General features: G+C 67.7%; 11 protein-coding genes. 4 read left to right on the top strand and 7 right to left on the bottom strand.

Translation table 11 applies throughout. The annotated features are described in order from the left end of the window. Nucleotides 1-69: 69 nt before the first annotated feature. The 4 genes from U0177_RS07230 (at nt 70) to U0177_RS07245 (ending at nt 5,214) form a co-directional block, all read left to right on the top strand. Nucleotides 70-834, top strand: coding sequence for an inositol monophosphatase family protein (locus U0177_RS07230; RefSeq protein WP_409569922.1), 765 nt, complete (start codon nt 70-72; stop codon nt 832-834). Between the two features lie 12 nt (nt 835-846). Continuing rightward, a complete protein-coding gene (locus tag U0177_RS07235; protein ID WP_409569923.1) occupies nt 847-1,899 on the top strand; it encodes a radical SAM protein in 1,053 nt (350 codons plus the stop codon). Nucleotides 1,900-2,297: 398 nt separating this feature from the next. Beyond that, nucleotides 2,298-4,742, top strand: coding sequence for a penicillin acylase family protein (locus tag U0177_RS07240; protein WP_409569924.1), 2,445 nt, complete (start codon nt 2,298-2,300; stop codon nt 4,740-4,742). Nucleotides 4,743-4,818: 76 nt separating this feature from the next. Continuing rightward, entirely contained in the window at nt 4,819-5,214 is a 396-nt protein-coding gene (locus tag U0177_RS07245; RefSeq protein ID WP_409569925.1) for a hypothetical protein, read from the top strand. Nucleotides 5,215-5,218: 4 nt separating this feature from the next. Here U0177_RS07245 and U0177_RS07250 read toward each other — a convergent pair whose 3' ends face one another. The 7 genes from U0177_RS07250 to U0177_RS07280 all read right to left on the bottom strand — a co-directional run bounded on the left by U0177_RS07250 (nt 5,219) and on the right by U0177_RS07280 (nt 13,439). Next, entirely contained in the window at nt 5,219-6,046 is an 828-nt protein-coding gene (locus U0177_RS07250; protein ID WP_409569926.1) for a Vms1/Ankzf1 family peptidyl-tRNA hydrolase, read from the bottom strand. 292 nt (nt 6,047-6,338) lie between these two features. Continuing rightward, nucleotides 6,339-7,007 carry an HAD family hydrolase gene (locus U0177_RS07255; protein WP_409569927.1) on the bottom strand — a complete coding sequence of 223 codons (669 nt, stop codon included), beginning with the start codon at nt 7,005-7,007 and terminating at the stop codon, nt 6,339-6,341. Between the two features lie 44 nt (nt 7,008-7,051). Beyond that, a complete protein-coding gene (locus U0177_RS07260) occupies nt 7,052-7,489 on the bottom strand; it encodes a LysM peptidoglycan-binding domain-containing protein (RefSeq protein WP_409569928.1) in 438 nt (145 codons plus the stop codon). 425 nt (nt 7,490-7,914) lie between these two features. Beyond that, nucleotides 7,915-8,856 (bottom strand): site-specific tyrosine recombinase XerD, encoded by a 942-nt coding sequence (gene xerD, locus U0177_RS07265; protein WP_409569929.1) that lies wholly within the window; start codon nt 8,854-8,856, stop codon nt 7,915-7,917. Nucleotides 8,857-9,305: 449 nt separating this feature from the next. Beyond that, nucleotides 9,306-10,343, bottom strand: coding sequence for a dihydrodipicolinate reductase (locus U0177_RS07270; protein WP_409569930.1), 1,038 nt, complete (start codon nt 10,341-10,343; stop codon nt 9,306-9,308). Nucleotides 10,344-10,409: 66 nt separating this feature from the next. Then, the gene (dusB, locus tag U0177_RS07275; RefSeq protein WP_409569931.1) at nt 10,410-11,420 is read right to left on the bottom strand and encodes a tRNA dihydrouridine synthase DusB; all 1,011 of its coding nucleotides are present in this window, start codon (nt 11,418-11,420) and stop codon (nt 10,410-10,412) included. Between the two features lie 201 nt (nt 11,421-11,621). Next, nucleotides 11,622-13,439 carry a TolB family protein gene (locus U0177_RS07280; protein WP_409569932.1) on the bottom strand — a complete coding sequence of 606 codons (1,818 nt, stop codon included), beginning with the start codon at nt 13,437-13,439 and terminating at the stop codon, nt 11,622-11,624. Nucleotides 13,440-13,519 lie beyond the last annotated feature (80 nt).

A 13,519-nucleotide genomic window follows, 5' to 3' on the forward strand; every position in this document is an offset into this window, starting at 1 on the left:
GTTATACTCACGTGAGCAGCGCCCTGCATGGAGACGGCGCCAGCCGCGCGGAGGTTCCCACACAAGCATATGCTAGCGTTTGCGATAGACCTGGCGCGCCAGGCTGGCCAGCTGCTGCTCGATGGCCTAAGCCGTCAGCGCCAGATCGACCTGAAAAGCCCCTACGAGCTGGTGACCGACATGGACCGCGCCAGCGAAGAGCTGATCGTCGAGGCGATCCGCGCGCGCTTCCCCGACCACGCGATTCTGGCCGAAGAGAGTGGCGGCGCGTTTGGCGATGGCCGGCCCACCTGGCTGATCGACCCGATCGACGGCACCAACAACTACGCCCACGGCTTCCCGTTTTTCTCGGTGTCGCTGGCGCTGTGGGACGCCGGCCGGCCGCAGGTTGGCGTGGTGTTCGATCCAACCCGCGACGAGCTGTTCACCGCGCAGGCCGGCGCGGGTGCCTTCTGCAACGCCCAGCCGCTGCGTGTGTCGCGCATCGGCACGCTCGCGAGCGCGCTGCTCTCGACTGGCTTCCCCTATGATTTTGGCTCGCGCGACGACAACAACCTGCGCGAGTTCAGCCGCGTGCAGGCGCGCTGCCAGGGCGTGCGCCGCTGCGGCTCGGCCGCGCTCGACATTGCCTACGTGGCCATGGGACGGCTCGAAGCGCACTGGGAGATTGGCCTGAAACCCTGGGATACCGGCGCGGCCGCGCTGCTGCTGCTCGAGGCCGGCGGCCGGATCACCGATAGCGCGGCCGCGCCCTGGCACCCCTGGAGCCCGCGCGCCGTGGCGTCGAATGGCCTGATCCACGACGAGCTGCTCGAAGTTCTTGGCTGGCGCTAGCGCAGGTGAGCCATGGCCTACTACCTTGAAGATCAGATCGACGGCCTGGTGCTCGGCGAGCGCCGCCCAACGATCAACGAATATTTCCTCTCGTCGTACAGCATGGCGATCTACGACGGCTGCGAGTTTGGCTGCCCATACTGCGACGGCTGGGCCTACCGCATGCGCCCGTTCAACGAGACGGTGCGCATCGCCACCGACCTGCCGCTGTTGGCCGACCAGGAGCTCGACGCGCTCGATCGCGGCGACCTTGTCGGCATCACCGCGCTGACCGACCCGTACCAGCCGGCCGAGGCGACCTACCGCCTGACGCGCCAGTTCCTGCAGCGCCTGGCCGAGCGCGGGCAGCCGTGCCTGATTCTTACCAAAAGCCATACCGTGCTTGAAGATCTGGTGGTGCTCGAGCAGATCAACCGCCAGAGCCTGGCGATCGTTATGTTCACGCTGCTGACGATCGACCCGTACCTGTCGGGCAAGCTCGAAGACAAAGCCTCGGCTCCGGCGCTGCGCCTCGACGCCATCAGCGAGCTGAAGCGCGCCGGCATCCCTGTGGGCGTGGCCTACCTGCCGGTGATCCCGTATGTCACCGACACCGACTACATGCTCAGCACCACGCTGCACGCGGTCGTCGAGGCCGGCGCCGATTTTGTGGTGTGGGACTACCTGAATATTCCCAGCGAGCGCCACCGCGCGCGCATCAACGACATGATCGCGCGCATCGGCACCTACCCGCCGAGCTACTACCGCGATCTGTATGGCACCCAGCCGCTGCCCGACGCCACCTACCGTGCCGAGCGCGACCGCGAGCTGCTGGCGCGCTGCGATAGCCTGAACCTGCCGGTGCGCGCGCCCTACGCGCTCTACAGCGGCAAGCTCAAGCCGCAGAACGAGGCTGCGCTGCTGCTGAAGCATACCGCCTTCCGCGATGCCGTGCAGGGCCGCGTGCATATGGCCCGCCTGAACCGCGACCTCGCCACGCTGGTGTATCGTGGCACCGCGAGCGAGGCCCAGCTGCGCGAGAGCCCGCTGTACCTGACGCTCAAGGAGATCTTGGGCCGAATATAGCTCATTATTGTTAGGAGTTACGCACTTGCGTGCTTCGGCTTCCTCACGGTACGAGATTGAGCCTGCGGCAGCATGGTACCTGTTCATCTTCTGTGTGCGTTTTCCGCGCTCCGCGCGGAAAACGCACACGTCCAAAAGGAAAGTACCGCTCTGCCGAAGGCTGAGCACGCCAACTGCGTAAGTTCTAATTGTGTTAGAAGCTGTCTGAAAAGGGTGGTTTGGAAGGACTTCGTTCCTCCAGTTCTCACTCTTTCTGGGGGTGGCGGCCACGAATGTGGCCGCCCCCCCCAGAAGGGAAGTGCGAGGGGCATAGCCGCTCGCGCACCCCCTTGCAAACGGGCTCTGTTGACAGCGTGCTAATGCGCGCGAGAAAAGAAAGCATACACGAGGAGGCGACGATGAAGTTGCTGCTGCGGATCCTGCGCTGGGCGCTGATCGTGCTGGTGCTGGCGCTGCTGCTGGTGGGCGGCGGCGGGTATGTATGGCTGCGGGGCGCGCTGCCGCAGACCACCGGCAGCCTCAAGGTGCCCGGCCTGAGCGCGCCGGTCGAGATCATCCGCGATACCGACGCAGTGCCGCACATCCGCGCCGCCAACGAGGCCGACGCGCTGTTCGGCCTGGGGTATGCCCACGCCCAGGATCGGCTCTGGCAGATGGAATTCCAGCGCCGCGTCGGCAACGGCCGGATCTCGGAGTTCGCCGGGCCGTCGCAGCTCGACACCGACAAGTTCTTGCGCACGCTTGGCACCGCGCGCGCCGCCGCTAGCGCCTGGGACACGCTGCCCGCCGCGTCGCGCGCGCCGATCGAAGCGTATGTCGCCGGCGTCAACGCCTTTATCGCCAGCCACAGCGGCCGCCAGCTGCCGGTCGAGTTCACCATCCTCGGCATCACCCCCGAGCCATGGCGCCCGCAGGATGTGCTGGTGTGGGGCAAGATGATGGCCTGGGACCTGGGCGGCAACTGGGGCGGCGAACTGCTACGCAGCAGCCTGACCGACAAGCTCGGCGCGGCAAAGGCTAACGAGCTGATGCCGGCGTATATCGATGGCCGCCCGATCATCTTGCCCGAAGGCAACAGCACCAGCGGGGCCACAAATCACGAACCGCGCAGCGCACAGCGCGCGCCCGCGCCCGCTGGCTCGTATTCCTCGGCGGCCAGCCGCCTGCTCGCGATCAACCAGGTGCTGAAGGACGACTTTGGCCTGGGCGGCACGGCCATCGGCAGCAACAACTGGGTGATCGGCGGCGCGCGCACCACCACCGGCAAGCCGCTGCTGGCCAACGACCCGCACCTCGGCGCGCGCATCCCCTCGATCTGGTACCTGGCGCATATCACCGGCGGCGCGATCGACGCGATCGGCGCGACGCTGCCGGGCGTGCCGGGCATTGTGATCGGCCACAACCAGCGCATCGCCTGGGGCGTCACCAACACCGGCCCGGATGTGCAAGACCTGTTCGCCGAGCATATTAACCAGCAGAACCAGGTTGAATTCAAGGGCGCGTGGGAGCCGCTGCAGATCATCCCCGAGGTGATCAAGGTCAAGGGCCAGCCCGACGTGACGCTGAACGTGCGCGTTACCCGCCACGGCCCGCTGATCTCCGACGTGCTCCAGGGCGTGAATGAGCCGCTGGCGTTCCGCTGGACCGCGCTCGACCCCGAGGATCACACTATTGCCGCGTTTCTGGGCATTAACCGCGCCCAGAGCTGGGCCGATTTCACCGCGACGCTGCGCGACTACTCGGCGCCCATGCAGAATTTCGTGTTTGCCGACGTCGACGGCAATATCGGCTACTACGCTCCCGGCAGGCTGCCCATCCGCGCCGCCGGCGACGGCACCCGCCCAACCGAGGGCTGGACCGGGGCGAACGAGTGGACCGGCTACGTGCCGTTCGACGAGCTGCCTCACGCATTCAACCCACCGCAGGGCTATATCGCCACCGCCAACAACCAGGCCGTGCCCAACAGCTACCCGCACCTCGTCAGCACCGACTGGGCCGCGCCCTACCGCGCCGAGCGGATCGTCGAGCTGATCGAGAGCAAGCCCAAGCTCTCGCCCGACGACATCGCCGCCATGCAGGCCGACCAGCAGTCGACCCTGGCGCGCCGGCTGCTGCCGCTGATGTTGGCGGCCAAAACCGAAGACGCGCGCGCCAAAGCCGCGATCGAGATGCTCAAGGGCTGGGACGCCACCATGAAGGGCGACAGCGCGCAGGCTGCGGTGTACCAGGCCTGGTATGCGCAGATCGCGCCGCACCTGCTGAAGGACGACCTGGGCGACCAGCTGTGGAATCAGTACGCCGACGAGCGCAACTACATCGCCATGCTGCTCGACACCACGCTGCCGAATAACGCCAGCCCCTGGTGCGACGACACGCGCACTCCGGCGGTGGAAGATTGCGCCACCGAGCTGGGCGCGGCGCTTGTGGATGGCCTGGCCGATATGAGCAAGGCACAGGGCAGCGACGACATCAAGTCGTGGCGCTGGGATCGCGTTCACCACGCGATGTTCCCGCATAATGTGCTCGACGGCGTGGGCGCGCTCCGGCCGATCTTCAGCCGCAGCGTGCCGAATGGCGGCGACGGCTTCACCGTCGACGTTGCGCCGCCGAGCACCTCGGACATGTACAACCAGTACCACGTGCCGTCGTATCGCGAGATTATCGACCTGAGCAACCTCGACTCCTCGCGCTTCATGCATACGGTTGGCCAGTCGGGGCAGGTGCTGAGCGGCGATTACGCCAACCTGATCGAGCGCTGGGTGCGGGTGGAATACATGCCCATGCGCTACGCCAAGGCCAGCGTCGACGGCGCGACTGCGGCGCGGCTGGTGCTCACGCCGTAGATAAACGAACTGTAAAGCTCAACTGGTGCCTCCGTTGGTATACTGAGCATAAACTGTATCGCCAACGGAGGCCGCCATGACAAACTGGCTGCAGGCACGTTTCTGGCTGCTGATCGGCAGCCTCCTGGTCATTCTTATTACCAGCGCCTACCTTGCCTTTGTGGTGCTGCCACGGCTCGGCCAGCCCGCGCCGGCGCTGATCGGCGGGCTTGTGCACAACGACGCGCAGGACCTCGGCGGCGCCGACGGCGGCGATTTTCCACGCGTGCGGCTGGGCGGCTGGAGCGCGGTGGCGATGCTGGCACTGCTGCTGCCGCTGACTGTTGGCCTCGGGCTCGCCGTCACCAATCGCGGCCGCGACCTTTCGCCTACCGAGCGGGCGGTCTGGCTGGCGATCAGCCTGATCAGCCTGGGCTTGTTCTTCTTCACAGCCAACGTGGCCAGTACGTTTGTTGGCGCGCTGCTCGGCTGAGCCGCTACGCCCCGCCCACCGCGCGGGCGGCGACGGCGTCGCGGTAGCGCAGCAGCGCGCCGACGCCACCCTGCGCCGCCAGGTACTCGCTGCCCTCGACGATCTCGACCGTGGCGCTCTGCTGGAGCGCGCGCGCCGTAAAGGCCTCGCGCAGATCGACCGGCTGAAGCTCGGCGCCGTCGTAGGGGCAGCTGCTGCGCTGGCCGGCCCACAGCATGCCGCAGCTCGGGCACTCGCCGCCCACACCCGCAAAGCTGCCCAGCATCAGCAGCGTGCCGACCGGGCCCTTGCTTAGCGCCAGCGCTACGTCGGCCACCCCCAGCGCGCCAAGGCCGTCTTTGGCGGTCATCTGCCGCTCGAGCTCGGCCAGCGCCTCGGCCTCCTGGCGGCGCTCGGTCTCGCGCAGCATAGGCTCGACCGTCGCGAGAATCGCCTTCATGCTGCTGTTGGGATCGAGGTGGATGTAGTCGATCAGCTTGGCCTTGATCGGCTCGGGCAGCGTGCTCATGATTGCGCCCTTGATCGAGTCGTTGCCGGCAATGATCACGTGCTGCGCGTCGTAGCGCTCGATCACGCGCTCGAGCTCGGCGGCCATGTCTTTGACGTGCGCTCTGATCAGGTTCTCGGTGCGGCGCTGGAATAGCATCTGGGCCTGGCCACCCTGGTCGAAGCGCTTGATCCGCTCGGCCGCCTGCGTCTCGCTCACGCGCTCGGCCTGATCGAGCGCGATCACGAAGATATACGCCTGCTGCCCTTCCACAAGCGCCACCGCGCTGGTCTCGTAGTCGTCGATCGCGCGCGCCAGCATACGGTGAGCATAGGCGTTTGCCACAAGACACAAAGTCTCGAAGGCGCGCGGCAGCCGCATATTCTTGGGACTTACGCAGCTGCGCTGTTCGGCTTCCCGAAGCCGCGCATGGTGACTGCGGCAGCAAGGTACTTTGTGATCATCGTGTGCGGTTTTTCCGCGCGGAGTGCGGAAAAACCGCACACAGCCAAGCGGAGCGCGGAAATTGGACACATTCAAAAGGAACGTACCGCTCTGCCGAAGGCTGAGCACGCAACTGTGTTTGTCCTAATTCTATGAGTCTTTGTGCCTCTGTGCTATTTGAAGTGCACTGGTGCTAGCCGCCTATCAGGCGGTCAAAGGCGTCGTCGGGCAGCTCGGCCAGCGTATCGACGGCAAGGTCGGCCGTGAGGCCCGCGTGCGACGTTCGCACGCCGATCGCGCGCATGCCGCCGCGCCACGCGCCCTCGATGCCGGCCGGCGCGTCTTCAACCACCACACAGCGCGCAGGTGGCACTGCCACGCGCTCGGCGGCCAGCAGAAACACCTGCGGGTCGGGCTTGCCGCGCTGCACGTCCTCGGCGCTGGTGATCGCGTCGAAGAATGGCTCGATCGCCAGCGCGGCCAGGATGGCCTCGACATTCAGGCGCGGCGCGGCCGAGGCGATTGCCTGGCGCCAGCCAGCCTGGCGCAGCCGCTCGAGCCAGTGCGCCACGCCTGGCAGCAGCGCGACGCCGCGCTCGCGCACCAGCTCGCGGTAGCGCGCCTCTTTGGCGTCGCTGATGCGCGCGATCGTGGTCGGCGCCACGTCGTCGCCAAGCCAGCCGCGCAAGATCGTGTCGTTGCGCTGCCCGAACGAGGCCACAAAGCGCTCGTAGGTCAGCGCCATGCCCTCGCCGGCCATGGTCTCGCGCCAGGCCAGCCAGTGGTACTCGGCCGAGTCGAGCAGGGTGCCGTCCATGTCCCACAGCGCTGCGCGTGGGGCTGCGTCGTTTGCTGATTGCATAGGTGTGTCGTTTCTTTCTTGCCGAAAAAGCTTGCGCGTGCGCGCTACGGCGACGTGCCCGGTGTGCGCGTGGCCACGCCGGTGGCGGCGGGCAGCGGCGCTGCGGTGGCCAGCTCGAGCGTGCCGCTGATCAGCGACGGGATGATCAGCGTCTGCCCGACCTGGATGGCGTTCGGGTCGGTCAGATTATTCGCGGCCATCAGCTCTTCGACGGTGGTGCCGAAGTCTTCGGCAAGCTTGCTCAGCGTGTCGTTGGGCTGCACTACGTATAGCCCGGCCGGCGTGGGCGTTGGAATGAGCCGCACCGCGTAGGCGGTGGCGGTGGCGTCGATATTCTGGGTTGGTGCGGGCGTGATCTCGATGATCGTGGCGGCGGTGGGGCGCGGCTCGCTTGGCGCTGGCGGGGCGCATGCCGCCAGTGCCAGCGCTGCGGCCAGCGCGGCCAGTCGCGCGAGTGTCGGCTGTTGGGCGATATTCGTCATTGCGATCGATTTCTACAAGGCTCAACCGGCATGCCATGGTTGGCGGGGCGGCCTTCGCGGCCACCTGCGCGGGGCGGCGCGGATTGTAGCAGCAGCTGGTGCGCCTGTCAACGGCCCTGGCCCTTCATCGCTGATCTTGCGCGGTATGTTATAATCTCGGCAAGTGACCGCTGCTATGGGCCAAAGAAAGGAGCATCAGCATGGGTGACAAATCGCCGAAAAATACTTCCAAGCAGAACAAGCAGAAAGAGGCAAAGAAGAAGCCGAAGTAAGCTTCTTGGCAAGCCAGGTTCTGCTCCAGGGAGGGTAAGCGATGGCGTAGGCGCCATCCTTGCCCTCTCGCTTTTTGCCGCCTGGCCGGCACAAAAAATCGGCGGGGCCGGGCGCCGCGCCGATGCTGCTGGCGGGTGGCGGTGAGCCGCGCGCTACTCCTCGGCCACCACTTCGTCCTCGACGACGGCGCCATTGTCGTGGTGCAGATCGAGCGCGGGCGACTTGGCGGCGCGACTCTGGGCGTGGTTGTTGAGCTGGGTGTAGATCTGGGTGGTTGAGATCGAGGCGTGGCCCAGCAGCGCCTGCACCGAGCGGATGTCGGCGCCGCCGCTGAGCATATGCGCGGCGAATGAGTGCCGCAGCGTGTGAGGCGTCAGGTCGCCGATGCCCAGCGCCTCGGCGTAGCCCTTCAGGATGAGCCAGAAGCCCTGGCGCGTCAGCCGCTTGCCGCGATGGTTCAGAAACAGCGCGTCGGTCTTCTGGGCCGCGCCGCGCGCCAGCTGCGTGCGCGCGATGTCGAGGTACTCTTCCATGGCGGTGGTGGCCGAGCCGCTGATCGGCAGGATGCGCTCGCGCCCGCCCTTGCCGACGCAGCGCACGCTCTCGGATTCCAGGTTCATATCGCGCAGGTTCAGCGCCACCAGCTCGCTCACGCGCATCCCGGTGGCGTACAGCAGCTCGAGCATGGCCTTGTCGCGCAGGCGCTCAGGCGTCGGGTCGCGCAGCGGCAGCTCGAGCAGCTCGTCCACCTGGGTTGGCGTCAGCGATTTTGGCAGGTAGCGATCGACCTTTGGCGAGTCGATCTGCTCGGTTGGGTCGGCCGGCGCCAGCCCCTCGGCCTTGAGAAACGCGAAGAACGATTTTACCGCCGCCGTGCGGCGCGCCACCGTGGAGTTGGCGTAGCGGCGCTCGCGCAGAAACAGCAGAAACGCCAGCATATCGTCGTGCGTCACCGATGCCCACTCGGCGATCTGGCGCGCGCGCGCGAATTCGCCGAACTGCTCGAGATCGGTGCGGTAGGCGGCTGTCGTATTCGCCGAGAGCCCGCGTTTATCGGACAGGCTGCGCAAAAACAGCTCAACTTGCTCGTCCATACCTTCTCCACAGCGCCGGTGTTACGCAGCCGGCTGTTTGGGCGAGTGCGGTGCGCTTGCGCCGATGCCGATAGACCCCGCGACCTCTGGGGTTTGCTCAGGCTGTGTTGAAAGAGACAGGGAGTTCGCAGCGTGCCGCATACCGTTGGCGTATGTTACCGCAACCCCTCGCCTATGTCAACCGAATGGCCGGGCATACCAGGGCTGGTGCAACGTTGGCCCTCACCCCCCTTATACCAAATCCGGCTGATCGCTTGGATTATGGTGGGGGTTCGGGGGCGGCTTCGCCGCCCCGAAATTTCTTTTTCTTGTGGGGCGCCCGGCAAAGCCGGCTACAAACACAAGTAATCAAACGGAGTTGGTATTACCCCTCCCCTGACAGGGGAGGGGTCGAAAGACGTTGCACCAGCCCTGACGGGCATACCGGGGCTCGCGCAGCCTCTGCCCTGTCAGCGCGAGCGCGCCAGCAGTGGGGGCTCGGGGCGCTGTTGGTAGTGCAGCGGCGGCAGCGACAGCACCGTGGTGAGCCCAGGCGCGGCCGCGAGCACCTGCGGGATAGCGTGCACGATCAGCGCGGCGGTGGCCTGCTCGCCCTGCAGGCCGCCCTGGATGATCATATCGAGCGGCGGCGTGGCGTCGATATAGATCGCATCGTGGGTCTTGCGCGAGCCAACCGCCTGCTCCCATGTCAGCGAGATCACGTCGCGCCCGTGCATCCAGCCGCGCGCGTTCTGGCGCACGCCGGCCACCTGGCCCGGCGCGATCGTGCCGTATGGTGTGGCGAGCCACTCGCTCGCGATGATCGGGTCGATCTGCTCGGTGAGCCGGTACAGCTGCCAGCCCAGCCCGTCGGCGATCAGGCCGATCGATTCGGCCAGGCCGACATGGCGCACGCCGCCGTGCGCGACGTGCTCGCGAAACTGGTCGATCGACAGCCCTGCGCCGATGCGCTGGTGCACCATCGCGCGGCGGCTGGTGGCGTCGATCACGCGCGTGACGCTGATGCGCTTGATGTTGACGCACGGCGCGGTGAGCATCAGCGGCAGCAGATCCATGACATAGCCTGGGTTCACGCCCGCGCCCACCACGGTGGCATTGCCCGCGAGCGCGCGGCGATGCAGCTCGGCCGATGCGGCCGGCTCTTTGGCATAGGGGTACACCAGCTCTTCGCACGTCGAGATGACGTTGGCGCCGGCCACGATGCACTCGAGCAGCTGCGGGTATGCGTCGTGGAACCGCGAGGTGGTGGCGTGGATCACCAGATCGGGCCGCGCGCGCCGCAGCAGCTCGCCCGGCGTGTCCGACACCTGCAAGCCAAGCTGGTGGTCGAGCCCAATCACGTCGCCGAGGTCGCGCCCGACTTTCTGCGGGTCGCGGTCGATCCCGCCGACAAGCTCAAGCCCGCGCTGGGCGCTGGTGAGCTGCGCGACTGCGCTGCCGATCGCGCCGAGGCCGTAGTGTACAACCCGAATTGGATGCGGATGCATCGCGGCACCTCCTGAAGGAGGTTGGAGCTAGGGCAGTGTGTATGCGGGAGGGCTTCAACCTCGTGCTTACACCAGCGCCGCCTCAAGGTGCGGCGCAAAGAAACGCTCGATATGCTCGCGCGCCTCGTCGGGGGTCGCGGCGCGCTGCACCGAGGCGCGCAGCACGGCGCTGCCCGGCAGGCCCACTGCGAACTGGCCGATCAGCTGCTTGAGCTTGTTGAGCGCCAGCCGCTCGCCCGTCTCGGCCTGGCAGATCTCGAGGTAGCGCAGCAGCCACTCGCGCTTGTCGGCCGGGCTGGGTGCGAACGGCTCCTCGCCGCGGCGCAGCTGGGCGATCTGCTGGAAGATCCACGGGTTGCTCATGGCGCCGCGCCCGATCATCACGCCGTCGGCGCCGCTGGCGCGCAGCCGCTCGAGCGCGTCGGTGGCGTCGCGCGCGTCGCCATTGCCGATCACCGGGATGCGCACCACGCGCTTGACTTCGGCGATATGCTCCCAGTTCGCCAGGCCGTTGTAGCCCTGGGCGCGCGTGCGGGCGTGCAGCGCCAGCGCGGCCACGCCAACCGACTCGGCCATGCGCGCGGTGTCGCAGTAGTTCAGGCTGCCTTCGTCCCAGCCCGAGCGGAACTTCAGCGTTACCGGGATCTGCACGGCGGCCTTGACGGCGCGCAGCAGCTTTTCCATCTTCGGCAGGTCGCGCAGCAGCGCCGAGCCATGGCCGCCGCCAGTGACTTTCGGCGAGGGGCAGCCGCAGTTCAGATCCAGAATATCGGCGCCAAGCTGCTCGACCAGGCGCGCGGCGTTGGCCACCAGGTCGGGGTCGTTGCCGCTCAGCTGCATGGTGATCGGCCGCTCTTCGGGCAGAAATGCCAGCTGGTGATGCTGCCGCAGCATGCGCGGGCTGACGCTTGCGGCGTTTGTCATCTCGCTGCTCACCAGGCCGCAGCCGCCGAGCCCGAGGATCAGGCGGCGGAAGATGCTGTCGGTGACGCCCACCATCGGCGCCAGGATGATGTTTGGCCGGATGGTGATGTGCTCGATCGAATATTGTGTAGGAAGCGCTGCGTACTGATCCATGGCCCCTATTGCCTTATCTGCTATCGGCGTATTATAGCACTCCGCGCTGCGCCGTGCACCCTGCCGCGCTGCTGGCTCCGGGGCTCGTGCAAGTCGCTTGGCCTCACCCCCTCTCCTGAATGGAGAGGGAATCAAAGGCAGGCTGGTGGTTTCGGCAAAGCCAAAACCACCAGCCTGCTACCCGCATTTCAATCAAGCTTGTTAGCGCGCAAGGCCGCCGATCGCGCCAGGCGCCTCGGCGAGTTTGGCGCGCTGGCCGCTGCCGCCGACATCCCAGAACCACAGCGTGCTCGGGCTGGCCGGGCTCGGCGCCAGCGGGCCGCGCGGGCCTGCCGCCTGCTGCAGCGTCACATATGCCAGGCCCTTGCCCAGCGAGCGCGCCGCGCCAAAGCCGCCCAGCGTCGTGCCGGCGGCGATCGTCCGGTCGTCGCCGCTCTTGAGCGCGCGGGTGTGTACGGTGTAGCTCTGGGCCACGTCGCTGGCGCAGGCGCTGGTCAGGTAGAACAGCGTGCCGTCGTCGCCCCAGGCCAACGCGCGGCTCCAGAAGCCGATCGTGATCGGGTTTTGGCTCGTCAGCGCCGCGCCGTCCGCGCCGATCAGCAGCAGGTCGGCGCCGCCCTGGGCGCGCAGCACCTCGACGGCGATCGCCGCGCCGCCCGGTGCGGCCAGCGCGCGCCCGATCGCGCTGTAGCTGTTGCCTTTCAGCAGGTCGGCCCCGATGTCGCGCTCGGCGCCGTCGGCGCCGCGCACAAACAGGCTGCTGCGGCCATCCTCGGCGTTGGCGGCATACAGCAGCCGTCCGTTGTCGAGCCACTGCGGCGCGAAGCGGCTCCACTCGTCGCCGGGGGGCGTGGCGCGCTGGCCGCCGCCGCCGCTGGCCGGCACCGTCCAGATGCTCAGGCGCGGCGGGTTCGCGCCGGTTTCGTCGGCCGTAAACGCGATCGTCTTGCCGTCGGGCGCGAACACTGGCTCGTCGCACGAGGGGCTGTCGGCCGCGAGCGCCTGCGGGGCCGCGCCGTCGAAGTCGGTGATCCACAGCGTGCGCTGCGCGGCGCGGTCGCCCATGTCGGCGCCCGGCGCGACGGCGCAGAACACCACGGCGCGCGCGGCGGCGCTGGCGTCGATCGCGCCGATGTCGCCGAACTGGCCCTTGCGCGTGTCTTTGGTGAGGTTGCTGGCCTTGCCGCCGGCATACTTCCACACGTCGCCGCCCTGCACATAGAACAGCGGCGCGTCGAGCGTGGCGCCGCTGGCGGCCGGCAGCGCCAGCATATCGTTGTTGGCGCCCACCGCGCCGGCCTTGGCGACGTCGAGCACCAGCCGGGCCGGGTTTTGCTCGAGCTTCAGCCGGTAGGGCAGCGGCTGCTCCATGCCGAAGGCCAGCGTCGCCCCGGCGGTGGCGGCGGGGTCGGCGCGCAGCTCGATGCTCTTGAGCACCGTCGAGCTTGAGAGCGCGGCCGTGGCGCTGATCGTGGTGGCCTTGAAGGCGTCGTCGTGGAGCCAGCCGGCCAGGTCGATCTGCAGGCTATAGGCGGCGACCGCGCCGGCCGGCGCGCCGGTGTCGTCGGCGGCGGCGAGGCAGCGCGCCTCGGCGTGCGGCGCGGCCGAGTCGCCGGGCGAGGCCAGGCCGATCGTCACGCGCTCGAACGCGGTTTCCTGAGTTGTGGTGATCGCGGTGATGCGTGCCGAGAAGCGCCCGCCGTCGGCGCTGCCGGCCGTCTGCGCGCACAGGCTGAAGCCGGCCAGCGCCGGGTTGGGCGTGGCGGTGGGCGGCAGCGGCGTGGCCGTGGGCACGGCGGTTGGCGTGCTGGTTGGCGGTGGCGTGGCCGTGGGCGACGGGCCTGTCGTGGGCGTCAGCGATGGCGCTGGCGTGAGCGACGGCGTCGGCGATGGCGTGGTCGCCTCGAGCGTCTGCCGGGTTCTGATCTGTTCTTGCTCGGCGATCGACTGTTGCTCGCAGCCGGTGGCGGCGAGCAGCACGAGGCACACAAGCGCGGTGAGCGTTCGATGACGGTTCATATAGTAGGCAGTCGGGCAGTGGGCGGCAGGCGGCGGGGTGGCGCGTCGCGCGCGCCTTCCTTCGCTCACTGCCCATTGCG

It is taken from the genome of Kouleothrix sp. (genome assembly GCF_046328425.1).
Classification (GTDB): Bacteria; Chloroflexota; Chloroflexia; order Chloroflexales; family Roseiflexaceae; genus Kouleothrix.

Excerpts from the sequence above, each read along its gene's own strand:
- U0177_RS07230 (WP_409569922.1), top strand. The coding sequence starts at position 70 with ATGCTAGCGTTTGCGATAGACCTGGCGCGCCAGGCTGGCCAGCTGCTG.
- U0177_RS07235 (WP_409569923.1), top strand. The coding sequence starts at position 847 with ATGGCCTACTACCTTGAAGATCAGATCGACGGCCTGGTGCTCGGCGAG.
- U0177_RS07240 (WP_409569924.1), top strand. The coding sequence starts at position 2,298 with ATGAAGTTGCTGCTGCGGATCCTGCGCTGGGCGCTGATCGTGCTGGTG.
- U0177_RS07245 (WP_409569925.1), top strand. The coding sequence starts at position 4,819 with ATGACAAACTGGCTGCAGGCACGTTTCTGGCTGCTGATCGGCAGCCTC.
- U0177_RS07255 (WP_409569927.1), bottom strand. The coding sequence starts at position 7,007 with ATGCAATCAGCAAACGACGCAGCCCCACGCGCAGCGCTGTGGGACATG.
- U0177_RS07260 (WP_409569928.1), bottom strand. The coding sequence starts at position 7,489 with ATGACGAATATCGCCCAACAGCCGACACTCGCGCGACTGGCCGCGCTG.
- xerD (WP_409569929.1), bottom strand. The coding sequence starts at position 8,856 with ATGGACGAGCAAGTTGAGCTGTTTTTGCGCAGCCTGTCCGATAAACGC.
- U0177_RS07270 (WP_409569930.1), bottom strand. The coding sequence starts at position 10,343 with ATGCATCCGCATCCAATTCGGGTTGTACACTACGGCCTCGGCGCGATC.
- dusB (WP_409569931.1), bottom strand. The coding sequence starts at position 11,420 with ATGGATCAGTACGCAGCGCTTCCTACACAATATTCGATCGAGCACATC.
- U0177_RS07280 (WP_409569932.1), bottom strand. The coding sequence starts at position 13,439 with ATGAACCGTCATCGAACGCTCACCGCGCTTGTGTGCCTCGTGCTGCTC.